Origin of the sequence: Marilutibacter maris (genome assembly GCF_003233695.1) — a bacterium.
In the GTDB taxonomy this organism is placed as follows: domain Bacteria; phylum Pseudomonadota; class Gammaproteobacteria; order Xanthomonadales; family Xanthomonadaceae; genus Marilutibacter; species Marilutibacter maris.
Genome location: NZ_CP029843.1, coordinates 24,492 through 48,611, shown reverse-complemented (window position 1 = coordinate 48,611; position 24,120 = coordinate 24,492). Strand labels below are relative to the sequence as shown.

General features: G+C 68.3%; 24 protein-coding genes and 1 pseudogene. 11 read left to right on the top strand and 14 right to left on the bottom strand.

Features of this window, described 5'->3' with window-relative positions:
• Nucleotides 1–146: 146 nt before the first annotated feature.
• Entirely contained in the window at nucleotides 147–632 is a 486-nt protein-coding gene (locus C9I47_RS00220; protein WP_111264940.1) for an Lrp/AsnC family transcriptional regulator, read from the bottom strand.
• A 131-nt stretch (nucleotides 633–763) separates the two neighbouring features.
• Here C9I47_RS00220 and phhA point away from each other — a divergent pair, with 131 nt between their 5' ends.
• Nucleotides 764–1,654 carry a phenylalanine 4-monooxygenase gene (gene phhA / locus C9I47_RS00215; protein WP_111264939.1) on the top strand — a complete coding sequence of 297 codons (891 nt, stop codon included), beginning with the start codon at nucleotides 764–766 and terminating at the stop codon, nucleotides 1,652–1,654.
• A 121-nt stretch (nucleotides 1,655–1,775) separates the two neighbouring features.
• Nucleotides 1,776–3,380: a DUF389 domain-containing protein gene (locus C9I47_RS00210; protein WP_190238553.1), complete on the top strand. Its 1,605-nt coding sequence runs from the start codon at nucleotides 1,776–1,778 to the stop codon at nucleotides 3,378–3,380.
• Nucleotides 3,381–3,507: 127 nt separating this feature from the next.
• Here C9I47_RS00210 and C9I47_RS00205 read toward each other — a convergent pair whose 3' ends face one another.
• The 5 genes from C9I47_RS00205 to C9I47_RS00185 all read right to left on the bottom strand — a co-directional run bounded on the left by C9I47_RS00205 (nucleotide 3,508) and on the right by C9I47_RS00185 (nucleotide 7,756).
• Nucleotides 3,508–3,921 (bottom strand): hypothetical protein, encoded by a 414-nt coding sequence (locus C9I47_RS00205; protein ID WP_111264937.1) that lies wholly within the window; start codon nucleotides 3,919–3,921, stop codon nucleotides 3,508–3,510.
• Nucleotides 3,922–3,952: 31 nt separating this feature from the next.
• Nucleotides 3,953–4,750 carry a LytR/AlgR family response regulator transcription factor gene (locus C9I47_RS00200; protein ID WP_111264936.1) on the bottom strand — a complete coding sequence of 266 codons (798 nt, stop codon included), beginning with the start codon at nucleotides 4,748–4,750 and terminating at the stop codon, nucleotides 3,953–3,955.
• Nucleotides 4,743–6,080: a sensor histidine kinase gene (locus C9I47_RS00195; protein WP_111264935.1), complete on the bottom strand. Its 1,338-nt coding sequence runs from the start codon at nucleotides 6,078–6,080 to the stop codon at nucleotides 4,743–4,745. Before C9I47_RS00195 ends, C9I47_RS00200 begins: the two co-directional genes overlap by 8 nt.
• A gap of 160 nt (nucleotides 6,081–6,240) precedes the next feature.
• Complete coding sequence (locus C9I47_RS00190) at nucleotides 6,241–6,927, bottom strand: helix-turn-helix transcriptional regulator (RefSeq protein WP_111264934.1); 687 nt, start codon at nucleotides 6,925–6,927, stop codon at nucleotides 6,241–6,243.
• A 70-nt stretch (nucleotides 6,928–6,997) separates the two neighbouring features.
• Entirely contained in the window at nucleotides 6,998–7,756 is a 759-nt protein-coding gene (locus C9I47_RS00185; RefSeq protein ID WP_111264933.1) for an NIPSNAP family protein, read from the bottom strand.
• Nucleotides 7,757–8,226: 470 nt separating this feature from the next.
• Between C9I47_RS00185 and C9I47_RS00175 the strand changes: the two genes are divergently transcribed.
• Nucleotides 8,227–8,550, top strand: a complete 324-nt coding sequence (locus C9I47_RS00175) for a hypothetical protein (protein ID WP_111264931.1) — start codon at nucleotides 8,227–8,229, stop codon at nucleotides 8,548–8,550.
• Nucleotides 8,551–8,568: 18 nt separating this feature from the next.
• Here C9I47_RS00175 and C9I47_RS00170 read toward each other — a convergent pair whose 3' ends face one another.
• Both C9I47_RS00170 and C9I47_RS00165 read right to left on the bottom strand, forming a co-directional pair.
• Entirely contained in the window at nucleotides 8,569–9,930 is a 1,362-nt protein-coding gene (locus C9I47_RS00170) for an ATP-binding protein (protein ID WP_111264930.1), read from the bottom strand.
• Nucleotides 9,927–10,595: a response regulator transcription factor gene (locus C9I47_RS00165; RefSeq protein WP_223250209.1), complete on the bottom strand. Its 669-nt coding sequence runs from the start codon at nucleotides 10,593–10,595 to the stop codon at nucleotides 9,927–9,929. Before C9I47_RS00165 ends, C9I47_RS00170 begins: the two co-directional genes overlap by 4 nt.
• A gap of 189 nt (nucleotides 10,596–10,784) precedes the next feature.
• Here C9I47_RS00165 and C9I47_RS00160 point away from each other — a divergent pair, with 189 nt between their 5' ends.
• From C9I47_RS00160 to C9I47_RS00145, 4 genes are all read left to right on the top strand, one after another.
• Nucleotides 10,785–11,282 (top strand): GNAT family N-acetyltransferase, encoded by a 498-nt coding sequence (locus C9I47_RS00160; protein ID WP_111264928.1) that lies wholly within the window; start codon nucleotides 10,785–10,787, stop codon nucleotides 11,280–11,282.
• 88 nt (nucleotides 11,283–11,370) lie between these two features.
• Nucleotides 11,371–12,453 carry an MBL fold metallo-hydrolase gene (locus C9I47_RS00155; RefSeq protein ID WP_111267869.1) on the top strand — a complete coding sequence of 361 codons (1,083 nt, stop codon included), beginning with the start codon at nucleotides 11,371–11,373 and terminating at the stop codon, nucleotides 12,451–12,453.
• A gap of 86 nt (nucleotides 12,454–12,539) precedes the next feature.
• Nucleotides 12,540–13,607 carry a class 1 fructose-bisphosphatase gene (locus tag C9I47_RS00150; RefSeq protein ID WP_111264927.1) on the top strand — a complete coding sequence of 356 codons (1,068 nt, stop codon included), beginning with the start codon at nucleotides 12,540–12,542 and terminating at the stop codon, nucleotides 13,605–13,607.
• Between the two features lie 610 nt (nucleotides 13,608–14,217).
• A complete protein-coding gene (locus tag C9I47_RS00145; protein ID WP_223250208.1) occupies nucleotides 14,218–14,949 on the top strand; it encodes a 2OG-Fe(II) oxygenase in 732 nt (243 codons plus the stop codon).
• Nucleotides 14,950–15,043: 94 nt separating this feature from the next.
• Here C9I47_RS00145 and C9I47_RS00140 read toward each other — a convergent pair whose 3' ends face one another.
• Together C9I47_RS00140 and C9I47_RS00135 are read right to left on the bottom strand one after the other, a co-directional pair.
• Nucleotides 15,044–15,481, bottom strand: coding sequence for a response regulator (locus tag C9I47_RS00140; protein ID WP_111264925.1), 438 nt, complete (start codon nucleotides 15,479–15,481; stop codon nucleotides 15,044–15,046).
• Nucleotides 15,481–16,686, bottom strand: a complete 1,206-nt coding sequence (locus C9I47_RS00135) for a sensor histidine kinase (RefSeq protein WP_111264924.1) — start codon at nucleotides 16,684–16,686, stop codon at nucleotides 15,481–15,483. The genes C9I47_RS00140 and C9I47_RS00135 overlap by 1 nt, the downstream gene beginning before the upstream one ends.
• Nucleotides 16,687–16,827: 141 nt before the next feature.
• Between C9I47_RS00135 and C9I47_RS00130 the strand changes: the two genes are divergently transcribed.
• A complete protein-coding gene (locus tag C9I47_RS00130) occupies nucleotides 16,828–18,681 on the top strand; it encodes an SLC13 family permease (RefSeq protein WP_223250207.1) in 1,854 nt (617 codons plus the stop codon).
• Nucleotides 18,682–18,706: 25 nt separating this feature from the next.
• Entirely contained in the window at nucleotides 18,707–19,462 is a 756-nt protein-coding gene (locus C9I47_RS00125; RefSeq protein ID WP_111264923.1) for an AAA family ATPase, read from the top strand.
• Between the two features lie 66 nt (nucleotides 19,463–19,528).
• Here the strand turns inward: C9I47_RS00125 and C9I47_RS17340 are convergent, their stop codons facing one another.
• Both C9I47_RS17340 and C9I47_RS00115 read right to left on the bottom strand, forming a co-directional pair.
• Nucleotides 19,529–20,065 (bottom strand): hypothetical protein, encoded by a 537-nt coding sequence (locus C9I47_RS17340; protein ID WP_145985369.1) that lies wholly within the window; start codon nucleotides 20,063–20,065, stop codon nucleotides 19,529–19,531.
• A gap of 23 nt (nucleotides 20,066–20,088) precedes the next feature.
• Complete coding sequence (locus C9I47_RS00115) at nucleotides 20,089–20,748, bottom strand: tetratricopeptide repeat protein (protein ID WP_145985368.1); 660 nt, start codon at nucleotides 20,746–20,748, stop codon at nucleotides 20,089–20,091.
• A 156-nt stretch (nucleotides 20,749–20,904) separates the two neighbouring features.
• Here C9I47_RS00115 and C9I47_RS00110 point away from each other — a divergent pair, with 156 nt between their 5' ends.
• The gene (locus C9I47_RS00110; RefSeq protein ID WP_111264920.1) at nucleotides 20,905–21,225 is read left to right on the top strand and encodes a transposase; all 321 of its coding nucleotides are present in this window, start codon (nucleotides 20,905–20,907) and stop codon (nucleotides 21,223–21,225) included.
• The gene (locus tag C9I47_RS00105) at nucleotides 21,186–22,067 is read left to right on the top strand and encodes an IS3 family transposase (RefSeq protein ID WP_111264919.1); all 882 of its coding nucleotides are present in this window, start codon (nucleotides 21,186–21,188) and stop codon (nucleotides 22,065–22,067) included. The genes C9I47_RS00110 and C9I47_RS00105 overlap by 40 nt, the downstream gene beginning before the upstream one ends.
• 512 nt (nucleotides 22,068–22,579) lie before the next feature.
• Here the strand turns inward: C9I47_RS00105 and C9I47_RS18200 are convergent.
• Nucleotides 22,580–23,659: pseudogene (locus C9I47_RS18200) on the bottom strand (RHS repeat-associated core domain-containing protein); the annotation flags it as partial.
• Between the two features lie 72 nt (nucleotides 23,660–23,731).
• The gene (locus C9I47_RS17335; protein ID WP_145985367.1) at nucleotides 23,732–24,088 is read right to left on the bottom strand and encodes a hypothetical protein; all 357 of its coding nucleotides are present in this window, start codon (nucleotides 24,086–24,088) and stop codon (nucleotides 23,732–23,734) included.
• Between the last annotated feature and the right edge of the window lie 32 nt (nucleotides 24,089–24,120).

Below are 24,120 nucleotides of genomic sequence, written 5' to 3'. Positions count from 1 at the left end.
GCCCGCATGCGAATCGAGTTTCCCTATCGGATCGAACGGTTCATGCGCACGCTGTCGATCCGAATGCTGCGTCGCGCAAGCCCGCAGCGCAGCCATACGTCAGCGCATGCACGGCACCGACGACCGCATCGGCGGCCATCGCCCGCTCAACCGCCGCCCTGGCGCGGCAGCGGCATGCCGCGGAACGCCTTGACCGTGCGCAGCACGAAGCTGGAATTGACGTCGGCGACGCCGGACTGGTTCAGCAGGCGGTCGAGCAGGAAGCGCGAGAAGTGGTCGAGATCGCGCACCGCGATGTGCAACAGATAGTCCATGTCGCCGGTCAGCGCATGGCAGGCGATCACCTCGTCCCAGCCGTTGACGAAGCGGCTGAACGCCTCGATCGCCTCGCTGCCGTGGTCGGACAGTTGCACGCGGACGAAGGCCTGCAGGCCCAGGCCCAGCCGCTCGGGATCGACCTCGGCGCGGTAGCCGGCGATCACCGCCTCGCGTTCCAGCCGCTGGACCCGGCGCAGGCAGGCCGAAGGCGACAGATGTACCCGCTCGGCCAGCTCGGCATTGCTCTGGCGGCCGCTGCGCTGCAGTTCGGCCAGGATCAACAGATCGGTGCGATCGAGCTCGATGGCGCTCATGACATGCGTCCTATTCATGTTGTGCGCAATATTATTGCTTGATATCCGGCATACCGTGCAACTTTGCAAGCCCATTGCGCGCATCCTGCGCTACGTTGGGAGATCGCCCCAGGAGCCCCGAGGACACCGCCATGAATGCCACCCCCAAGCGCGTCGAGCACCAGCTGACCGACAAGGGGTACGTGCCGGTGTACACCACCTCGGTGGTCGAGCAGCCGTGGGCCGACTACAGCGCCACCGACCACGAGGTCTGGGCGACGCTGTTCGAACGCCAGCGCGAAGTCCTGGTCGGCCGCGCCAGCGACGAGTTCCTGTCCTGCCAGCAGGCGATGGGCATGAGCCCCGACCGGATCCCGAAGTTCGACGACCTCAACCCGGTGCTGCGCAAGGCCACCGGCTGGGAGCTGATCGGCGTCGAGGGCCTGCTGCCGGAGCTGGATTTCTTCGACCACCTCGCCAACCGCCGCTTCCCGGTGACCTGGTGGATCCGCAAGCCCGAGCAGCTGGACTACCTCAGCGAGCCGGACCTGTTCCACGACCTGTTCGGCCACGTGCCGCTGCTGATGAACCCGGTGTTCGCCGATTACATGCAGGCCTACGGCCGCGGCGGGGTCAAGGCGCACGGCATCGGTCCCGAAGCGCTGGTCAACCTGACCCGGCTGTACTGGTACACCGTGGAGTTCGGCCTGATCCGGCAGAAGGACGGGCTGCGCATCTACGGCAGCGGGATCGTCTCGTCCAAGGGCGAGTCGATCCATTGCCTGGAAAGCGATGCGCCGAACCGGATCGGCTTCGACCTGGAGCGGATCATGCGCACCCGCTACCGCATCGACACCTTCCAGAAGACCTACTTCGTGATCGACAGCTATGAACAGCTGATGGAAGCCACGCGTCCGGACTTCACCCCGATCTACGCCAGGCTGGCGCAGCTGGACTCGGTCCCGGCCGGCGACGTGCTCGACACCGACAGCGTCTACAACCGCGGCAGCGGCGAGGGCTGGCTGGACGACGGCGACGTCTGAGGCGGACCGGAACCCGCGGTCGGGAGCCCGTCCCGACCGCGACAGCACCATGATCGCCGCACACCCGGTATTGCAGCGGGACCGGGTAAGCTCCGCACAGCTTCCCGTCCGGACCACCCGCTTGCCGACCCTGCCCAATCTCCACGTGCGCTGGCGCTGGCTGCGCCGCTGGCGCGCCCGCCACCTGAATGTCGACCGCCACGCGGTGGTCGATCACGTCTGCGAAGCCGGCGCGATGGCGCCGCGCTACGTGTTCATGACGGTGATGTCCTGCGGCATCGCCACCCTCGGCCTGCTGCAGGGCTCGGCCGCGGTGATCATCGGCGCGATGCTGATCTCGCCGCTGATGGGGCCGATCGTGTCGATGGGCATGTCGCTGGCGACCTTCGACTTCCGCGCGCTGCGTTCGGCATTGAAGGCGATCGCGATCGGGGTCGCGGTATCGCTGCTGACCGCCACCGTGATCGTGCTGGCCTCGCCGTTGCGCGAGCCGACCGCCGAGATCCTCGCCCGCACCGAGCCGACCCTGTTCGACCTGCTGGTGGCGGTGTTCTCGGGCCTGGCCGGCGCGTACGCGACGATCACCCGCAAGGGCGAGACCATCGTCGGCGTCGCCATCGCGACCGCGTTGATGCCGCCGCTGGCGGTGGTCGGTTTCGGCGTCGCGGTCGGCAGCGGCACCATCGCCGGCGGCGCCGCGTTCCTGTTCATGACCAACCTGCTGGCGATTGCGCTGTCGGTGACGATCATGGCGCGCTGGTACGGCTTCGGCGCGACCGACTCGCCCAAGCAGACCGCCTGGCAGGCGACCCTGATCGTCGGCACCTTCGTGCTGTTGTCGATCCCGCTGGGCCTGGCGCTGCGCAACATCGCCGCGCGCGGCGTGGTCGACCGCACCGTGCGCACCACCCTCGACGAGGCCGCCCGCGATGTCGGCGGCCGCATCACCACGCTGCGGGTGGATCGCGACAAGCGCACCCTGCTGATCGATGCGGTGATGATGACCCCGGCCTACCGACCGCAGCTGGCCGACCAGATCGAACGCACCCTGGAGGCGGCGACCGGACAGCCGGTGGTGGTCGAACTGCGCGAGGTGGTGACCGCCGACGTCGATGCCCAGGCCCGCGAACAGGCCTCCGCCTCGCTGGCGCAGCTGCGCGACAGCGTGCAGCGGCTGCAGTCGGCCGCGCGCGTCGACCAGGAGGCGCGCACCGCCAGCGAACGCGCACTCGATGCGCTGCGCGAACAGGCGCTCGGCCATTTCGGCCGCTTCGAGGTGCTGCAGGGCGGCGGCGAGGCGTCGTGGCAACTGCGTCCGGAGGCCGGCCTGGACCTGCGCGCCGCGCATCGTCTCGAAACCGCGCTGCGCGACGGCAACCGCCGCCCGCAGGTGCGGGTGGTGCCGGCGCTGCAGCCGTTGCCGCTGATCGGCTTCGGCGACGACAGCGCCAGCCTCGACGCGGACGCGTCCGCCACGGTGCGGGACATCGCCTGGGCGCTGGAGCGCTGGCAGCTGGCGTCGGTCGAGGTGACCGGTTACGCCGGCGGCGACGACGCACTGGCCTCGGCCCGGGCCGAGGCGGTCGCCGCCGCGCTGCGCGAGGCCGGAGTGACGGTGACCGCGGTCGACGCCGCCGACCGCGAGCAGGCACGCGAGATGGTCGCGCGCGAAGGCCGGGGCGCGATCCGCGCCGCGCGGGTGCAGGCCGCCAGCACCGGGGATTGAGGCCGCCACCTCCCCGGCCGTGACTCCCAGCAGCGCGGACAGGTCGGGGAAGCTCCCAGAGAAGCACGTCCGGTGCGGGCGTGGCTCGCGCCCGGCGCTCTCCCGGGCCGGTGTTCCGCCGCGCGGTTCAGGCCGACGGCGACCGACCCTGCCCGTATCGCAGGCAGGCGGCGGTGACCGGCCCGCGGCGACCGCTGGCGCAGTGGCGGAAGCCCAGCGGCAGGCCGCCGACGCTGCGGTGCTCGCCGACCTTGAGATCGAACTGCAGGCGCGGCGCGACATCCTCGGCGCAACGCACCCGTCCGTCGCCCAATGCCGCGGACAGGCCGGCGCAGACGCCGCCGAACACCGCGTAGTGGCATCGACCGCTGTCGCTGGCCAGGCATTCGAAGCGCGCATGACCGGGCAACGCCCGGGTCCGGCTGTGGAAGCCGGTATGGCCGTCGCTGCCCTCGCGCAGCACGACGGTGGTGCCCGGGACGCCGCTGCAGGCGGCAGCCAGGGCGGCAAGGACGATCGCGATGATGGCGCGCAACAGCATGGTCGAATCCTTCCTCCGCGGACGGCCGCGGTCACATGTGCTTGAACAGGGTCATGTAGGGCGCGCTGACCGCGAGGGTTTCCTCGCGGTTGCGCAGGCGCAGGGTGCCGCGGCCGCTGTCGTCGCGGACGATCGCGGCGACCGCGCGCAGGTTGACGATGGTCGAGCGGTGGACCTGCTTGAACACGGTCGGATCGAGCACCTCCAGCAGGTCGCGGATCGGCTTGCGGATCAGCGCCTCGCCCTCGGCGGTGACCACCACGGTGTACTTGTGGTCGGCGCGGAAGTAGGCGACGTCGTCGACCAGGATCAGCCGGGTCTCGCGGCCGGCGCTGGCGGTGATCCAGGTCAGCGGCTCGGCCGGCCCGAACGCGGCGCCGCGCATGCGCGCGGCCAGCGCCTCGATCAGGGCGGCATCGAGCCCGACCCCGGACTGGCTCTGCAGGCGGCGCACAGTCGCGTCCAACCGCTCCAGGTCGACCGGCTTGAGCAGGTAGTCGATCGCGCCGTGCTCGAAGGCATCGACCGCGTACTGGTCGTAGGCGGTGATGAAGACGATGCGCGTGTCCGGGCTGGCCTCGGCGGCGGCGGCGGCGACGTCCAGCCCGGTCAGCCCGGGCATGCGGATGTCGAGGAAGGCGACCGACGGTTGCAGCTCGGCGATCGCGTCCAGCGCGCTGGCGCCGTCCTCGCACTCGGCGACGATCTCCAGCTCCGGCCAGGCCCTGAGCAGCTGTTCGACCAACGACTGCCGCAGCAGCGACTCGTCCTCGGCGACGATGGCGGTGGCGACGGCACGGGCCGGCGCCTGCGGGCGCGGATCACTCATGGCCGGCCACCTCGTCGCGGGTGTCGCGGTTGTCCTGGACCGGCGCGGCGCGCGGCGTCGGTGGCGGCACCGCGGTGCCCGGCGGCAGCGCCAGCGGCACGGTGATCGTCGCCGCCACGCCCTGCGGGAAGTTGGCCACCACCGACAACAGGGCGCTGTCGCCGTAGACCAGGCGCAGACGTTCGCGCACGTTCTTCAGGCCGATCCCGGTGCCGGCGGTCTTCCGGCCGCCGTCCTCGCCGCCGAAGCCGATGCCGTCGTCGGCGACGGTGACCGCCAGCTTGCGCTCGCTGGCGCGCGCCAGCAGCCACACGGTGCCGCCGCCGGGCTTGGGCTCCAGGCCGTGCTTGATCGCGTTCTCGACCAGGGTCTGCAGCATCATCGGCGGCAGCGGGGTCGCGCGCAGGTCGTCGGGCACGTCCAGCTGCACCTGCAGGCGCGGGCCCATGCGCAGCTTCAGGATCTCCAGGTAGGCCTGCGAGCGTTCCAGCTCCGCGCCCAGGGTCGAGACCGCCTCGTCGGTGCGCGGCAGCGAGCGCCGCAGGTATTCGATCAGGTGACCGAGCATCAGGTCCGCGCGCTGCGGATCGTGCCGGGTCAGCACCTGCGCGCTGGCCAGGGTGTTGTAGAGGAAGTGCGGTTCGACCTGCGCGTGCAGCAGGCTCAGCTTGGCCACGGTCAACTCCTTTTCGGTCGCGGTCTGGCGGGCGGCGGCCTGTTCGCTGCGGCGGCGCTCGGAGACACGACGGGTGATGGCTCGGGTGATGGCTTCCACGTTTTCCAGGTTGGTGCCGTCGTCGACCCGGAACCAGTCGTTCCAGGCGTCGCTCTCCGGCTCGCAGATCACGGTCGCGCTGCTGATCGCATCGCCGGGGGCGATGGTGGCGAGGATGCGGTTGCGGCGGGTGCGGAACAGGTCGTTGAAGAAGCGGCCAAGCCGCACCGTCCAGTCGCCGTCCTGCGGGGCCGCGCCGCCGGCACGGGCGCGCAGCTGCAGGCTGTCGCGCGCGCTTTCCACGCCTTCCACGTTGGGCAGGTCGCGGATCGCCGCGTCCACCACCGCGAACGCTTCCTCGGCATCGAGCGGAATCTCGACCTGGCGACGCTGGCGGTTGGAGACGGTGGAGGCGTCCAGGTGCCCGGCGATCATCCGCACCCGCCGCAGGTGCGAGAAACCCAGCGTGACCACGAACGCCGCCGCGACCACGAACAGGAAGAAGAACGGCATGACGTTCGGCAGCGGCAGCGAGTCCCAGACCATCGCCGCCAGCAGCAGCAGCAGGCCCCAGGCGAGCAGGCGACGGGCGATGAAGACGATCTGCAGGGTCATGGCGGCAGGCGGTCGGGGTGGGCGATGGGCCGAGCATAGCCAGCACACCGCGCGCCGGAAGGGGGCAGGCGACGAACCGGGGGCTGGCGCGACCAAACAGGGGATGCGCGGAACGGGCGCTTGGTTGCAATCGCGCCGCCGCGGGTCCGCGGCGGCGGTCTCAGGCGGGGCTGACGCCCATCGCGTCGAGATAGGCCTGCAGGCCGCGCGACCGCTCGTCGGCGAAGATCTCGCCGGTGCCGCTGTACTCGACGATGCGGTCGGGACGGAAGCTGCGGAAGTCGCTGCGCAACCGGCACCAGGCGCCCAGGGTCCAGCTGCCGCCCCAGAACGCCAGGCACAGCGGCTCGATCTCACGCGCGCTGCCGCGGCCGCTCTCGTCGCGGTAGTCGATCCGCAGCACCTGGCGCGCGGTCACCGCGTCGTGCAGCGCGTCGATGATGCCGCTGGTTTCCAGCCGCTCGACCTCGGGCGCGAAGATCCGCGAGCGCTCGCTGCTGGCGCGCAACTCGGGCGGCAGCACCGCCTCGATCTTCAGCAGCGCGGTGGTCGCGCCGCGACCCAGCCGCTCGCCGCCGAAGGCGCGGACGAAGCGCGAACCGACCACCAGGGCTTCGAGCTCGTCGGGCGTGAACATCAGCGGCGGGATGTCCGAACCCTTGCGCAGCAGATAACCGACGCCGGCCTCGCCCTCGATCGGCACGCCCGAGCGCTGCAGGTCGGCGACGTCGCGGTAGACCGTGCGCAGCGAGACCTCGAGCGTCTCGGCGAGACGTTGGGCGGTGATGGCATTGCGGCGGCCACGCAGGGCATGGATCAACAGGAACAGGCGGTCGGCGCGGCGCATGCGGCATCTTCGCAGGCAGATGAGGCCGGCTCAATCGCGGCATACGGGCGGACGGGAAAAGCGGTGGCGGTCATCGGCGTTGCTCCGATCGCGGGGTGGCGCGCAGCTGCAGCCAGTCCGGCGGCGCCAGCAGCCCGGTGGCGCGCGCGTCGTCGAGCGCGGCCCGCCACTGCCGATCGCGGGCGAGTGCGTCCAGGTGCCCGATCCGGGCGGCGTCGCTGGCGAAGCCGGCGAACCAGACGAACGCCTGTTCGCCCTCGCGCACCGGCAGGCGCGGAAAGGTGTTGATGGCCGCTTCGGTCATGTAGCGCGCGCGCAGCGAGGCGCCGTGGCGCGCCAGCAACGGCGCGAGCCGCGCCTCGAACACGGCGGCGAACCCCTGGTCGGCCGGGCGCGCGAGCCGGCAGATGCCAGCCACCAGCGACCCGTCGGCCATGCCGGCACCGGTATCGGCCGGCCGTGGGTCCGCGGCCGCGAAGCCCGAACCCGCCGCCACCGGGCGCAGCAGCAGCACGTCGTCGGAATCGATCATGGTCGCGTTGGCGGCGTCGCGATGGCGCTGCCAGACCGGACCGCCATAGAACGCGCCCAGCGCGCGTTCGCGGACCCGCATCGACGCGAAGCCGCGCAGCCAGACGAAGCGGTCGGCACGGTCGAGGTCGTGGAACTGGCCGATCACATGCATGCCGACCGCCTCCTGCGACTCGACGAACTCGCGCTCGAACAGCCCGACCAGGGTGTCGCGCGTGCCCGGATGCAGGGTGTACTGGCGCAGCTCGACCACGGCATCGTCCCAATGCCCGGCGACGGCCACGGACGGCGCGGTCATCGATGCGAACGTGGGCCCACTCATCCGGCGCTCCCGACGATTCCGGCGACACCGCCGGCGTTGACCGGCGAGCCGTCCGCGGCGCAGGGAAGGCCCGGCCGCCGCAGTCCGTCCCGCCAGGGCCTCTCGCCCGCAGGCACCAGCGCGTGGGCGCCCCCGGCCATGTCCAGCGCCGCCGCGTTCAATCCCTGCATGAAGGCCTCCCAGCCCGTCGTGCCCACGCCCACCATGACCCTGCTCCCGCACCGTGCCGATCGCACCATGACAGCCTGCGCCGGTGCTGCTGCCAGCCTGATGGCAGCAATGGCCACCGCCGCGCACACGCCGCGTCGACGTCGATGAACCGGTCGCGAACGTCATCCGCATGTCCGCCGCCGGGGCGCACGGCTGTCATCTGCGCACCCCAGACTGCGCGCCTGCCCGGCCGGGCCGTCTCATCCCCTGCAACCGCCGACGGACAGCATCAGGTCATGAACGACACTTACGACAACGAAGGCCGGGCGCGGCTGCGCGAGACCTACCTGCGCACCGAGATCACCCTGTCGCTGATCCGCCGCCACGCCGGCGGCGGCCTGGACCCGCACGTGGAACGGCAGCTCGACCATCACCAGCGCATGCTGCGCGGCCAGCTCGGCAGCGAAGCCGACCTGGCCAGCGATGCGATCGACGCGGCCAAGCGGGCATTGACCGCGGCCGACCCGGCGGCGCCACTGCTGATGCTGGAGATGGCCCGCGACGCGCTGGCGGCAGGTGTGCGTCGCCGCCTCGCCGACGGCGCGCGCAAGGCGGCCTGAGCCGGCGGCGGCGCGCGCTCAGTCGCCCGGGAAGAACACCGTCACCGACAGGCCGCGACCGTCGAGGCCGTCGCCGACGGCGATCGTCGCGCCGTGGGTGCGCGCGATCCGCGCGACCAGCGACAGCCCAATCCCGCTGCCGCCGTTGCCGGCGCCGCTCTGGACCCGGTAGAAGCGGTCGAAGATGCGTTCGCGCTCGTCCGGGTCCGGCACCCCGGGACCGTCGTCGGCCACGCACAGCGCCAACCCGGAGACCCCGTCGCGCACCTCGCCCCGGCAGGCGACCGCGATCTGGCCGCCATCGCCGGCATGGCGGACCGCGTTGTCGACCAGGTTGCGCAGCAGGATGCCGAGCTGGTCGATGTCGCCGCGGATCGTGCCCGGCTCGGTGCGCAGGCTGATCCGCTGGCCGCGTTCGCGGGCGAGCGCTTCGAAATCGCGGACCACGATCACCACCAGGCCGGCCAGCTCGACCGGCGCCAGCGCGTTGGCGCCGGTGGCGGCGTCGAGCCGGGCCAGGTCGAGCAGCTGCTCCGACAACCGGGTGCTGCGCTGGACCCCGGCGCTGAGCCGGCGCAGGGCCAGGTCGCGTTCCGCCTCGCTGCCGGCCCGGCGGGCGACGTCGGCATGCGCGCTGAGCACGGCCAGCGGTGTGCGCAGCTCGTGGGCGGCATCGGCGATGAAGCGACGCTCGTTCTGGACCGCCTGGTCGACCCGGGTCAGCTGTTCGTTGAAGGCGGCCACCAGCGGATGGAACTCGCGCGGCAGGTCCGGCGCCTGCAGTGGGGTCAGGTCCAGCGGCGGCCGCGATTGCAGGGTATTGCGCAGAGCGGTGATCGGCCGCAGCGAGCGCCCGAGCACGATCCACACCATCAATACGAACAACGCGAAGATCAAGGTCGCCGCCGCCAGGGTCTGCATCATCAGGCCCCACAGCTCGGTGGCGATCATCTGCTTGGAGCGGCCGACCTGGACGATCAGGCCGCGCGCCGGGTCGTGCAGGCTGTAGACATGCCAGGTCTCGCCGTCGATCCGGCGCCGGGCGAAGCCGTCGATGAAGTCCGGCTTCAACGGCTCGAACGGCGCCGCGGCCGAATAGACCACGTTGCGGCCGTGCAACCAGACCTGGAAGCTCATCTTGTGGTCGACCGGAGGGCGGGCGGCGGCATCGGCGTCGTGGGGGCGCGACGGCAGCCGCTCCAACCCGTCCGGCATCGAACCGAGGATCTGCGCGGCGATCTCGCGCAGCGAGGCGTCCCAGAAACCCGAGTGCGAACGGGTCAGCTGCCAGGTCAGGCAGCCCAGCCAGATCAGCCAGGCGACCAGCACGCATTTGACCGCGACGAAGGTCAGCCGCCAGCGCAGCGAACGGGTCTTCATGCGCCGCCGCCGATGCGGTAGCCGTAGCCGTGCACGGTGGCGATCAGCGATTCGCCGAGCTTGCGCCGCAGCTGGTGCACGTAGACCGCGATGGTATTGCTCTCGATCGTTCCGGAGCTGCCGTATACCGCCTCCTCCAGCTGCTCGCGGCTGACCACCCGGCCGGCGCGTTCCATCAGCAGCATCAGGGTGCGGAACTCGTGCATGCTGACCGCGACCGCCTCGCCGTCGCGGGTGACCTCGCGCCGCGCCGGATCGAGGGTCACCCCATCGCAGCTGAGCACCGGCGACACCCGCCCCTGGCTGCGACGGACCACCGCGCGCAGCCGCGCGTACAGCTCGTCGGGCTGGAACGGTTTGACGATGTAGTCGTCGGCGCCGGCGTCGAGCCCGCTGATGCGGTCGCTCAGCTGGTCGCGCGCGGTCACGATCAGCACCGGAGTGGTGTCGTAGCGGCCACGCATCGCCTGCAGCACGCCCAGCCCGGAGCCGCCGGGCAGGCCCAGGTCCAGCAGCACCGCGTGATAGCCGTGGTCGACCAGCACGGTCCTGGCCTGGGCGGCATCGACCACCCAGTCGACCTCGAACCCCTGCTGGGCCAGGCCGGCGCGCAGCGCCTCGGCCAGCATCGCGTCGTCTTCCACCAGCAGCAGGTTGGTTTCCACGTTCTCGGCACCTGTTCGCATCGTGCGCACTGTGTCGCAGCGCGATTAAAGAGTTCTTAAAACCCGTTCCGCACCCTGACCGTGCCCCCAACGCCGTGGAGTCGCCACGATGTCCCTGCCGCTTCGTCCCGTCGCGAGCGTACCGATCCTACCCCCGCCGCCGTCCGCCCGCGCCACCGGGGCGCGGCCATGAGCGCCGCCGAACCGCTGGCGCTGGCCGACATCCGGGTCGACCCGGTCACCCGCGACGACAGCGCGGCCCTGCTGCAGCTGAGCGCGGAACACCATCGCCGCGTCGCCGCCCAGCGGCTGCCGTTCGGCAGCGCGCGCGACTCCACCCTGGAACTGCTGGAGGCGCTGTTCGAGCCGCCGCTGCGGGCCTGGGCCTGGCTGGCCCGGCACGACGGCGAGGCGATCGGCTACATCGCCGCCACCGTCGGCTTCTCGATACTCGAGCGCGGCTACGTGTTCCAGCTCGACGCGCTGTACGTGCGCGCGCCCTGGCGGCCGGACCAGGTCGCCGATGCGCTGTTCGCGCAGGCGCGGGCGATGGCGCGGCAGCTGGACTGCGTGAACCTGCAGTGGCGGGCGGCGCCGTGGTGGTGCGAGGCGGCCCGCCCGGGCCCACCGCGCCATGCGATCCGGGTCGACGGCGAGCACTACGTGCTGGCGCTGGCGCCGGACTGAGCACGTGGACGCCGCCTCCGTGCCGCGGTGGCGCCGTCGCCCACGCCGGCGCTGGCTGCTGGCGCCGACCTTCATCGTGACGATCCTGATGACCCCTATGAGCCTGAGTGCCTGCAGCACCCTCCCCTATCCGCAGTCGCCGCAGTACCGCGACGGCGCGTTCCGCAATCCGGTCAGCCCGCGCCAGCCGCAGGGCTGGGGCCAGACCCTGCGCCTGATCGGCCGCTTCCTGTTCGACAAGCCCGCCGACGCGACCCCGTCGCAGCCGCCGCCGGTGCTGCCGCTGAGCCGCGCGCGTCTGCTGGCGGCCGCCGACGGCTCGCTGTTCCGGTTCGGCCACTCGACCGTGCTGTTGAAGCTCGACGGCGGCTTCTGGCTGACCGATCCGGTGTTCTCCGAGCGCGCCTCGCCGGTGCAGTGGGCCGGCCCCAGGCGCTTCCACCCGCCGCCGATCGGCATCGCCGAGCTGCCGCCGCTGCGCGGGGTGATCCTTTCGCACGACCACTACGACCACCTCGACCGCGCCGCGGTCCTGGCCCTGGCCGGGCGCACCGAGCGCTTCGTGACCCCGCTCGGGGTCGGCGACCTGCTGATCGAATGGGGCGTCGACGCCGACAAGGTCGTCCAGCTGGACTGGTGGGACGAGGTCCGCCTCGGCGGCCTGCGACTGGCGGCGACCCCGGCCCAGCACTTCTCCGGACGCCGCCCGTTCACCGAGAATCCGACCCTGTGGGCATCGTGGGTGATCGTGTCCGAGAGCGAGGGGCTGCGCCTGTTCTTCAGCGGCGACAGCGGTTACTTCGACGGCTTCGCCACGATCGGCGAGCGCTACGGGCCGTTCGACATCACCCTGCTCGAATGCGGCGCCTACGACGCTTCCTGGAGCGGCGTGCACATGCATCCGGAGCAGACCCTGCAGGCCCACCTCGACCTGCGCGGACGCTGGCTGCTGCCGATCCACAACGGCACCTTCGACCTCGCCCTGCACGGCTGGACCGATCCGCTGGAGCGGATCTCGGCGCTGGCCGGCGAGCACCGGGTCGATCTGGCGACACCGATGTTCGGCCAGGCGCTGGCGATCCGGCAGCCGCAGGCGGGACCGGCCTGGTGGCAGGCCCCCGGTCGCGCCGGCGGCCCCGTCTCCGCGCGGACCGCGCCCGGTACGCCCTGAGTCGCCGCACGAACGCGGGCCGCCGGCCTTAGAGTCCGGCGCCGTCATCGGCGACAATGGCGGCCCCTTCCGCCGCGGTACCGTCCATGTCCAGCCTCTCGCCCCAGGCGTCCCCGTCCCCCGTCTCGTTGACCCGCCATCTGCTCGAGGAGCAGCGCGCCGGCCGCATCAACGCCGACCTGCGGCTGCTGATCGAGGTCGTCGCCCGCGCCTGCAAGAGCATCTCGATCGCGGTCGGCAAGGGCGCGCTGGGCGGCGTGCTCGGCGACGCCGGCAGCGACGGCGAGGCCAGCATCAACGTGCAGGGCGAGGCGCAGAAGAAGCTCGACGTGCTCAGCAACGAGATCCTGATGGAGGCCAATGCCTGGGGCGGCCACCTGGCCGGCCTGGCCTCGGAGGAAATGGACCACTCGGTCCCGATCTCCGATGCCCAGCCGCGCGGCAACTACCTGTTGCTGTTCGATCCGCTGGACGGCAGCTCCAACATCGACGTCAACATCTCGGTCGGCACGATCTTCTCGGTGCTGCGCTGCCCCGACGGCGTCACCACGCCGGGCGACGAGCACTTCCTGCAGCCGGGCACCGCGCAGGTCGCCGCCGGCTACTGCACCTACGGGCCGAGCACGATGCTGGTGCTGACCATCGGCCACGGCACCCACGCCTTCACCCTCGACCGCGAGATCGGCAGCTTCGTGCTGACCCAGCGCGGGATGACGATCCCGGAGGAGACCAGGGAGTTCGCGGTCAACATGTCGAACCAGCGCTTCTGGGAAGCGCCGATGCAGGCCTATGTCGGCGACCTGCTGCAGGGCAGGGAAGGGCCGCGCGGCAAGGACTTCAACATGCGCTGGGTCGCCAGCATGGTCGCCGACGTGCACCGAATCCTGACCCGCGGCGGCATCTTCAGCTATCCACTGGACAGCAAGTGCGCGGCCAAGGGCGGCAAGTTGCGGCTGATGTACGAAGCCAACCCGATGAGCCTGCTGGTCGAACAGGCCGGCGGTGCCGCCAGCACCGGCCGCCAGCGCATGCTGGAGGTGCGGCCGACCGGCCTGCACCAGCGCGTGCCGGTGTTCCTCGGCTCCCGGGCCGAGGTCGAAGCGGCGGTGCGCTACCACCACGAACACGACAGCCAGGAGCAAGGCGACGGCTGAACCTGATCGCCCGGGGCATCTCCCCTGGGGAATTGAAGGAGCGGCGCAAGCCGCGATTCCCGGGCGACCCCATGAAAGCCCCATCGCGGCTTACGCCGCTCCTACGAAAAGCGATGCAGCACGGCCCCAGCCCCCTGAGTGAGGGGGCGATTCGCGCGCAGCGCGAATGGGGGTGTGGAGGCGCAACGGCGGGGCCCAAGGTTTGCGTAGCAAATTTTGGGAGATATCCGGGCGCAGCCGGATATCGTTCCCCCCCTGAGTCAGGGGGCGATTCGTGCCGTAGGCAGGAATGGGGGTGTGGAGACGCAACGGTGGGGCCCAAGGTTTGCGAAGCAAATCTTGGGAGATATCCGGGCGCAGCCGGATATCGTTCCCCCCTGAGTGAGGAGGCGATTCGCGCGCAGCGCGAATGGGGGTGTGGAGGCGCAACGGCGGGGCCCAAGGTTTGCGAAGCAAACTTTGGGGATTCCCGGGCGCAGCCCGGGGATCGCGGCTCACGCCGCTCCTACGGATGTTTGGGGGATCACCTTCATTTGACGCGGGGCGGTCCGCCCGTGCGAGGATGCCGGTCCCGATCGTCCGATCGCGCACGCTCCGCTGCCGCACGCTCATGGCCGACGCTTCTACCGCCATCACCGACTTCATCGAGGTCTATCCCGACGCGCTCAGCCGCGAGCAGTGCGCCGCGGTGGTGGAGCGCTTCACCCGCAGCGGTGCCGACGGACCGGGCCTGGTCGGCGGCGGCCACCGGCCCGATCTCAAGGACAGCCGCGACATCACCCTGACCGGCAAGCAGGAGTGGCGCGACGTCGAGGGCCTGCTCAACGCCGCGGTGTTCAAGGGCCTGATGGCCTACCTGCGGCGCTATCCGTACACCCTGATCGCGCCGCTGATGCTGGAGGTCGCCGGCGACGACGGCGGCCGCCACCGGCTGACCGCCGACCGCCTGCAGGCGATGGACGACGCGGCCCTGGCCGGGGTCGTGCAGACCGTGCTGCGACCGGGCTCGATCAATCTGCAGCGCTACACCGGCGGCCGCGGCGGCTACCCGTACTGGCATTGTGAGCTGTTCCCGCGCGACGCCGGCGGCGAGACCCTGCACCGCCACCTGCTGTGGACGATCTACCTCAACGACGGCTTCGACGAGGGCGAGACCGAGTTCCTCTATCAGCAGCGCAAGATCGCGCCGAAGGCCGGTAGCCTGTTGATCGCACCGGCGGCATTCACCCACACCCACCGCGGCAATCGTCCGCAGGGCGGGGACAAGTTCATCGCCACCAGCTGGGTGCTGTTCCAGCGCGCGCAGGCGCTGTTCGGCGGCGGTCAGGGCGCCAGCGGCTGAGCCGGCCCGGGCGTCCCGGGAACGCCGGCGCCCGCCTCCGCTCCAACAACGAAGCCGCGGCGGGGCGCGGCCTGGGATCGGACCTTGTCCGGTTTCAGCCGCCGTGCTGCGGCTGGTTCAGCACCAGCCAGTACAGACCGACCTGCTTGACCGCCCAGACGAACTGTTCGAAGTCGACCGGCTTCTGGATGTAGCTGTTCACCCCCAGCGCGTAGCTGGTGTCGACGTCGAGCGGCTCGGCGCTGGTGGTCAGCACCACCACCGGCAGCGCGCGGGTGATCTCGTTCTCGCGGATCGCCTGCAGCACCTCGCGGCCGTCGACCTTGGGCAGGTTGAGGTCGAGCAGGACGATCGAGGGCAGGTTGTGCGGGTCGCGGTCGGCATGGGCGCCGCGTGCGAACAGGTAGTCGAGCGCCTCCACACCGTCCTTGGCCACCACCAGCCGGTTCGCGACCTTGGCTTCGTCGAACGCGATGCGCGCGAGCTCGGCGTCGTCAGGATTGTCCTCGACCAGCAGGATAACTTTCTCCATCAATGCGTTTCTCCATGAGCGGGCTCCACCGCGGCGGGCGCGGCCCCCGATGATGCCATCGATGCGCGGGACGGTCGCAGCGGCAGCTCGATGGTGACGATGCTGCCGACCTCCGGGGTGGAGCGGGCGTCGATGCGACCGCCGTGGCGTTCGGCGATGCGCTGGGCGATCGCCAGGCCCAGGCCGTGGCCGCCGCCCTGGTCGGGACCGTGCAGGCGCTGGAACGGTTCGTACAGTTTGTGCGCATAGCGCATGTCGAAGCCGCTGCCGTTGTCACGGATACGCAATCGCAGCCGCCCGTCGTCCGCCGGGGTGCCGGCAACGACCTCGCCCTCGACCTCGATCAGCGCCTGGCCGCGCTCGCGGGTGAACTTCCAGGCGTTGTCGATGACCTCGTCGAGCAGCATCTTCAGCAGCCGCTCGTCGCCCTCCAGCTCCAGCCCCGGCTGGATCCGCATCTGCACGATCCGCGCCGGGTCGGCGTCCTGGCGCTCGGCATAGGCCCAGTCGGCCAGCAGGCTCAGGTCGACCGGGCGCACGCGCAGCTCGGCGCGGGTCGCCTGCGACAACCGTCCCAGCGCGGCCAGCAGGCCGGACATCCGGGTCGCCGCCAGGCGGATCCGCTCCAGGTGGTCGCGGGAGACGTCGTCGAGCTGGCCTTCGAGGTTCCGCGCCAGGCGCTCGGAGAAGCTCTCGATCGCCCGCAGCGGCGCGCGCAGGTCGTGGGTGACCGCGTCGGCGAACAGCTGCAGCTGGCGGTGCGAGACTTCCAGTTCTGCGCCGCGGTGCTCGGCGCGCGCGCGCAGGCGGGCCTCGCGCGCCAGCTCGTCGCCGATGTCGCGGATCTGCGCCAGCAGGCACAGCGGCTGGCCGTCGCGGTCGCGCAGCACCGCGACATTGATATGCGCCTGCAGGACCGAACCGTCGCCGCAGACGTAGCGGCGTTGCTCGTCGAGCATGTCGTCGGGCTGCCGCAGCAGCTGCTGGACGAAGGCGATGCAGGCCTCGGCCTCGTCCGGATGGACGATTTCCAGGTAGGGACGCCCGATCAGCCACTGCGCGTCGTAGCCCAGCATCCGGCAGAACGCCGGATTGACCTCCTGCAGGCGTCCGTCCAGGTCGGCCAGGGCCATGCCGGTCGCCGAGGCCGCCATCACCAGGCGGAGCGCGTCGTCACCCGGCAGGCGCGAGAGGAGGGCAGACATCGATACGGCAGGTCGCTATACGTCGGGGCCGCAGTGTACCGGGCCGCCGTGATGGGCCGGTGCAGGCTCGATGGCAGGGCCGGACCGGTTCGTTCGGGCCATGTGAATGCGGGTCATGGCTTTTGCCGCACAATGGCGCCCATGGACGTTCCTTCGCCCGGCTTCATCCAGCTCGTCATGTCCCAGGTCTCCTGGCAGCAGGTCACGTTCCTGCTGATCCTGGCCGGCGCGCTGTACCTGTTCGTCAGCGAGCGCCTGCGGGTCGACGTTACCGCGATGCTGACCCTGCTGGCGCTGGTGGTGACCGGGGTGCTGGACTCCCGGCAGGCGCTGTCGGGCTTCGCCAGCGAGCCGGCCATCATCGTCGCGGCGGTGTTCGTGATCTCCGGCGGCCTGGCCGCGACCGGCATCACCGAGCGCATCGGCCAGTGGATCGGCCGGGTCAGCGGGCGCACCGAAAGCCGGGCGATCGCGGTGGTGATGCCCGTGGTGGCGGCGCTATCGTCGTTCACTCACCACGTGATGGTGACGGCGATGATGCTGCCGATCCTGACCCGCTTCGCGCGCGCGCGCGGGCTGTCGGCCTCGCGCCTGCTGATGCCGATGTCGTTCGCCGCCTCGCTGGGCACCACCCTGACCCTGGTCAGCGCGCCGGCCTTCCTGCTGGCCAACAACCTGATCCAGCGCACCGGCGCCGAGGGCCTGGGAATCTTCTCGATCACCCCGATCGGCATCGCCCTGGTGCTGATCGGCATGGTCTACATGCTGCTGACCCACTGGCTGCTGCCCAAGCGCGGCGGCGACACCGGCGACGACGAGTACATGCGGCTGGACCGCTACCGCACCGAGCTGCTGGTGATCGAGGGCTCGCGCTGGAGCACGCGGCCGCTGGCCGACCTGCAGAAGGCGCTGGGCGACCGCTTCCGCCTGGTCGGCTGGATGCGCGACGGCAAGCTGCGCAAGGACCTGGGCCCGACCAGCCCGCTGATCAGCGGCGACGTGCTGCTGGTCGAGGCCTCGGCCGACGCACTGGCCTCGCTGCACGACGACCCGGGCCTGGACCTCAACGCCGTCGCCCGCTTCGGCGATACGGTCACCGGCGACGGCGAGGCCCAGCTGGTGCAGGCGGTGGTCGCGCCGGGCTCGGAGTTCATCGGCCACTCGGTGCGCGAGCTGGACTTCTCGCGGCGCTTCCACGCGGTGATCGCCGGGCTGTGGCGGCGCGACGGCAGCATCGCCCCACGGATCGCCGACGCACGCCTGCGCGAGGGCGACCTGCTGGTGCTGTGGGGCAAGCCGGCGCGCTTCGCCGAGCTGGCCTCGCATCACGGCTTCCTGATGCTGGTGCCGTTCGCCGGCGAGGCCAAGCGCCGGGTCCGCGCGCCGCTGGCGCTGATGGTGATGGCGGCGACGGTGCTGGCCGCGGCGACCGAGTGGCTGCCGGTGCCGCTGGCGTTCCTGCTCGGCGCGGTGGCGATGGTCGCGACCCGCTGCGTCGACATCGAACAGGCCTACCGCGAGATCGACGTGCGCATCTTCGTGATGATCGCCGGCGTGATCCCGCTCGGCATCGCGATGGAGCAGACCGGCACCGCCTCGCTGATGGCGCGCGGCCTGCTGCACGTGGTCTCGGACTGGTCGCCGCTGGCGGTGCTGCTGGTGGTGTTCACCGCCGCCGGCCTGCTGACCCAGATCCTGTCCGACGCCGCCACCACGGTGCTGCTGGGCCCGATCGCGATATCGCTGGCGCAGTCGCTGGGGCTGCCGCCGACCCCGTTCGTGGTCTGCACCGCGCTGGGCGCGGTGGCCTCGTTCCTGGTCCCGATCGGCCACCACGGCAACCTGCTGATCCTCGGCCCCGGCCAGTACCGCTTCAGCGACTTCATCCGCATCGGCCTGCCGCTGACGATGATGCTGGCCTTTGCCAGCGCCTGGATGGCGCGCTGGCTGTGGCTGGGCGGACCGCTGCTGCCGAGCAGCTTCGGCGGGGTCTGAGCGGGCGGAGGCCCGAATAGCCGCGATGCGTGCCATCGACGCCGAACACTACCTGCTGGAACTCCGGCTCAAGCGCGACAAGGTCGACTCGTTCGAGCGCTACCCGTTCTCGCTGCCGGTGGTGCGCCACCTGCACACGCTGGAGCTGCACCCGAAGGTCACCTTCATCATCGGCGAGAACGGCAGCGGCAAATCGACCCTGCTCGAAGCGATGGCGGTGGCCTGGGGCTTCAACCCCGAAGGCGGCACCCGCAATTTCAACTTCAATACCCGTGCCTCGCACTCGGAGCTCAACGAGTACCTGACCCTGGTCAAGGGCGTGCGCCGCGCCCGCGACGGCTTCTTCCTGCGCGCGGAGAGTTTCTTCAATGTCGCCACCGAGATCGAACGGCTGGACCAGGGCCCGCCCCTAGGCACACCGGTCATCAATTCCTACGGCGGCGTCTCCCTGCACCAGCAATCGCATGGCGAATCGTTCTTCGCGCTGATGGTGCACCGCTTCGGCGGCAATGGCCTGTACCTGCTCGACGAACCGGAGGCGGCGCTGTCCCCGCAGCGGCAGCTGGCGATGCTCGCGCGCCTGCACCAGCTGGTGCAAACGAACTCCCAGTTCGTGATCGCGACCCACTCGCCGATCCTGATGGCCTACCCCGACGCCTGCATCTACCAGATCGGCGACGACGGCCTGGACCGGATCGACTACGAGCAGACCGAGCACTACCAGGTCACGAAGGCGTTCCTGGCCAATCCGAAGCGGCAGCTGGATCTGTTGTTGGAGTGAGTGCTGGGGGGAAAGAGCTACGGCTCGAGGACTGTCCCAGTTTCATTGACAATCTCCACGAAGGCTTCAGGGACTTCGATCGCACTGCCATCGCCTAGCTCGATGAGATACAAGGTCGATCCGATCATGCTGTCGAACCTTCTGGCTTGCTCGGTGGTTTCCACCTCCCTGATGCCGCAGACAGCCGCCATGCTTCCGGCGCACATCTCCGACGGCGCGTCTCTCTTGATCCTTACGGTGTCTCCCCAGGTCGGACGGCTCATGTTTGATGTCGCTCCTACTGGTTGATCGGCAGTCACGACGCCAGCCTTTGGAAAGGCAGCGATCATATTCAATGCAGAGCAGACGGTTGGCGGCTGTCGCGATGGCGTCGAGCAGGCCCATCGGCAGGTCGTCGGGCCAGATCGCTTGTTGCTTCGGTGCGCCGCTGGCGTCGTAGTCGCCGACCCAGTGGCCGGCTTCGTCGTAGACGCTGTAGGTGACGTCGCTGCCCAGGTGGCGATGCACGCGCTCGCCGCGGCCGTTGTAGCCGTAGTACATCGTCACCGTGCCGCCCTGCTTGACCGCGCTCAGGCGGTTGGCGGCGCCGTAGACGTGCACCATGAGTCCCTACATCAACTCAGGAATTACTCACGACCGAGTATGGCATCAAGCTTCATGGTACGGCAGAGCTCATCCGGAAAGACACGATCATCCTCAGCTGTCGTGCTCCACAGTTCGTGAAATGCGATCAGATCTCTCGCACTAACTGCCTCCGCATCCATTCTGATTCGGCAGACAATGGAGAGCTCCCGCAATTTGAGCTGCGTCCAAGTTGCGAGGCGATCGCAGTCCTCGTTCAGAACTGTGTCAATTAGCGAAGAAGCACAACCATAGTCGCCCTCATCAAAACATTGATAGGCCAAGTACAGCCTCGCATGGAAGCATTCGGGCGCGAGGGCCAAAGCCTTCTCCAATGTCGACCGCACGCTTTCTCCGTCTACTTCCACCGTTTCACCCAAGAGGAAATACCTGGCCACTCCGAGCAACGCCCAGTACCGGCCTTCTGATGGACTTTCGCTTACCAAGCCCTCCAAGCTCAGGAGCACCCTCCTCAACCTGTCGACTCTTTCTCCAGAACTCTCAGTTCCGGACAATGGGGTAAACACTGATTCCTCGGCCTTCAGATACGTCTCTTCGCATTCCATGGTTGAGTCTTTTCGCTTGACCTGAATCTTCATCCGTCCAGCAAGATCACGCAGCTCTGGATGTCTTCTCAAGAGCTCGTCCGCCTTCTTTTGAAGCATGGCAGCTATGCGGGAGCAGGGAGCGCCGCCCTGCTTGACCGCGCTCAGGCGGTTGGCGGCACTGCAAGTAAATCCTCATGCCCGGTCAATAAATAAACCTGGACTGGCCCGCCTTTCACAGACACCTGAAAATGGGGACAACCCCGGAGGTGTTTGATGGTAAGGCAGAAGTTCACCGCAGAGTTCAAGCGCGAGGCGGTGCGGTTGCTGGAGCGCGGCGACAAGCCGGCTACCCAGCTGGCGCTGGAGTTGGGCGTACCGCGTAACCGGCTCTACAAATGGCGCGATGCGATTGCCACTGATGGGGATCAGGCGTTCCGTGGCTCTGGCCGGCGTTCGCCACAGCAGCAGGAGCTAGCCCAACTGCGCCGGCAGGTCGCTCGGCTAGAGCAGGAAAACACGATCTTAAAAAAAGCGACGGCGTACTTCGCGAGCGCATCCAAGCGCGGTACGCCTGGATCGACGGACAACGGATGACGTTTCCTCTGACAGACCTGTGCCGGGCGCTGAAGGTGTCGCTCAGCGGCTATCACGCCTGGAAGCGGCGTCCACCAAGCACCAGGGCAACGGAAGACGTGAAGCTGGCGGCAGTTATCGCAGCCACGCACCGGGAACTTCGAGAGAGCTATGGAAGCCGTCGTCTGTGGCGTGAGTTGCGTCGGCGTGGCATCGACTGCGGACGCCATCGAATGGATCGCCTTCGTCGAGAGTTCGGCCTGTGGACGCGCCGCCGACGCCGCTTCTTGCGTGCTCGCGCCGCCTATCAGCGCACGCCAGCGGCACCACGGCTATGCTCGTGGCCGTTTGCCGCACCGACGCCGGACCGGCTGTGGGTCGGCGACATCACGCAGTTGCCCACGCGCGAAGGGCCGCTCCACTTCGCGGCCCTGATCGACGCCTGCAGCCGACGCGTTGTTGGCTGGGCGATGGACAACCACCAGCGGCTCGATCTCACCGAGCGCGCCCTCGATATGGCCTTGCAGCAGCGTCGCCCCAAGCCGGGTCTGATCCTTCACCATGACCGCGGTAGCCAGTACACCGGCGCCCGTTACCGGGCCAAAGCGGAGGCAGCGAAAATCCGTCTGAGCATGAGCAGGCCGGGGTTGCCCTACGACAACGCCATGGCCGAGAGTTTCTTCGCCACCCTCAAGCACGAGATTGGTGACGACAGACCCTTTGAAAGCCGCGAAGCCGCACGCATGGCAGTGTTCGAGTATGTCGAACTCTTCTACAACCGCATCCGCATGCACTCGGCACTGGGCTACCAATCACCCGTGCAGGCGGAGAGGAACTATCTATCGGTCAGGCTTGTATCCTGACCACCTGTCTGTGAAAGCCGGGGCAGTCCAACCTGACCCTTTTCCCGCTACTCAAAGTTGGGGGGACGTCGACAAGAGCGGAAGTTGAGCGAACAAGCCCGGGTTGGGCGCGGACTTGTCGTCGAACATCAAAAGTGGGTGTCCTTGTCTTTCCGGATATCAACGCACAATTACCGACTCTACGCGCTTGTTGGATCGGCATCTTTTAGGAAGACCATCGTATTCGGCTCGAGTGATCGCAACTGGTTCGTCTGGTACTCGCTTTAGAAATGGCTCAAATTTCGGATTCATTAAAACCCAAATTCGTTGCGGTCTGTTGCTCGACGAGACAACCCCCAGAAGACAGTAGTCTTCATGGATTTTGACGATAGTGCCTGACGAGAGATCTAAATCTCGATTCTGATACTCATAAACCTGCAGAATCGACCATTCGTGCTTCTTTCCAGTGTCCTCGCAACCAGTAAGCAAGAAAAAAAATAGGATCAGGCAAGCAACTTGGACGATGCGCTTCATCACGGCTTGCCATTAAACTGATTGAGCGCTGCAGGAATTGACGTTGAACCTCTGGGGACGCTGACTGTAGTGCCACCCGTTAAATTCGAATAGAAAGCTGCCGTGTAGGCTGAACTCTCAGGAAGCGGGCTCGTTACCCCGAAAGCAATCGACAAAAAAGTAGAGTATGGGTTTGATGGATCATGCATCCCAGCAACTCTTAATGCCTCGTTGGTTCGCGTCGCACATGTGTCATCGCTGTCTGGACCAGGCACAGCAGGGAGTGGATCTCCCACTCTCGATCGCAGGTAATCCATAATTTTGGCCTCCTCTTCCGGCGTAGTATTGATGATAAATACAGTTGAATCGCGCCTTTCCGCTTGATCCAGCAGATATGAAGAGATGCTTGAGCCAAACGGCGTAGCAGTACCGAAGCTGTAAACACCAGAGCCAGAAACCGCAATCGCGACGTGACCAAAAGGGTTATCGCCGACAGGCCCTCCGAAAATTACCGCGGTCGCAAGACCAAACTGATCGGCCCGTGTTAACGGATTTCCGCCGACGTAACCATACAAACTCACGCCGCCAAGCAAGCCGATGGGATCGGGCGTGCTGTATCTGCCCGTCCCCGCCTCATAGTCGCGGAAGTAGTTGTAGTTCAACCCGCTCGCGGCGTCGTAACGCTGGCCGGGGAAGCGCATGTCGAGTGTGAAGGCGGTGCTATCGCCGTCGGGGTCCGGGTTGGGGGCGCTGTTGCCGAAGGCTTCGCTGGCGATGTCCCAGGTCCAGACGGCGACGTCGCGCTGGGGTTCGATCACCGCGCGCGGGGTGCCGAGGTGGTCGGGTTCGATGTAGTGCAGGCGGTTGCTGGCGGTCGCTACTCCGTTGAGCAGGCCCACCGGCAGGTCGTCGAGCCAGATCGCTTGTTGCTTCGATGATCCGCTGGCGTCGTAGTCGCCGATCCAGTGGTCGGCTTCGTCATGGACGCTGTATGTGACGTCGCTGCCCAGGTGGCGATGCACGCGCTCGCCGCGGCCGTTGTAGCCATAGTGAATCGTCACCGCGCCGCCCTGCTTGACCGCGCTCAGGCGGTTGGCACTGCGGACGCACTCATTGAATTTGGGCAGTGATGTTTATTTCTGGCAAGTTAAATTGATTTAATGATTAGCATCTCAATAATACCCTTTACACTCCCACCGTTTCTGCTTGTAAGTCTGATCTCGAAAACATGAATTTCGACCTGGCCCCGAATAACTAAACTCAAACTTGTACTCGTCTGAACCATTAGAATCGTAATGAAAACTTACAGAGCTCCCAGGAGCATGATCCTTTATAAACGTAGCACTGAGATAGTCTGGAACAAGATCCTCCAATGCTCTTGGATAGGCGTTGTGCCTGACTTGAAACGATTCAATCGCCGCCACGATGGTCTCGGCCTGTTCCTTAGCGCTGTCATAGGCGCGACCCTCGCCAGGCTCGGCGCACGCTGAAATCAATATGCATAGCATCATCAACTTCAGCATTTTCATGATGACGTTCACATCCGTATCAAGGACTCAGG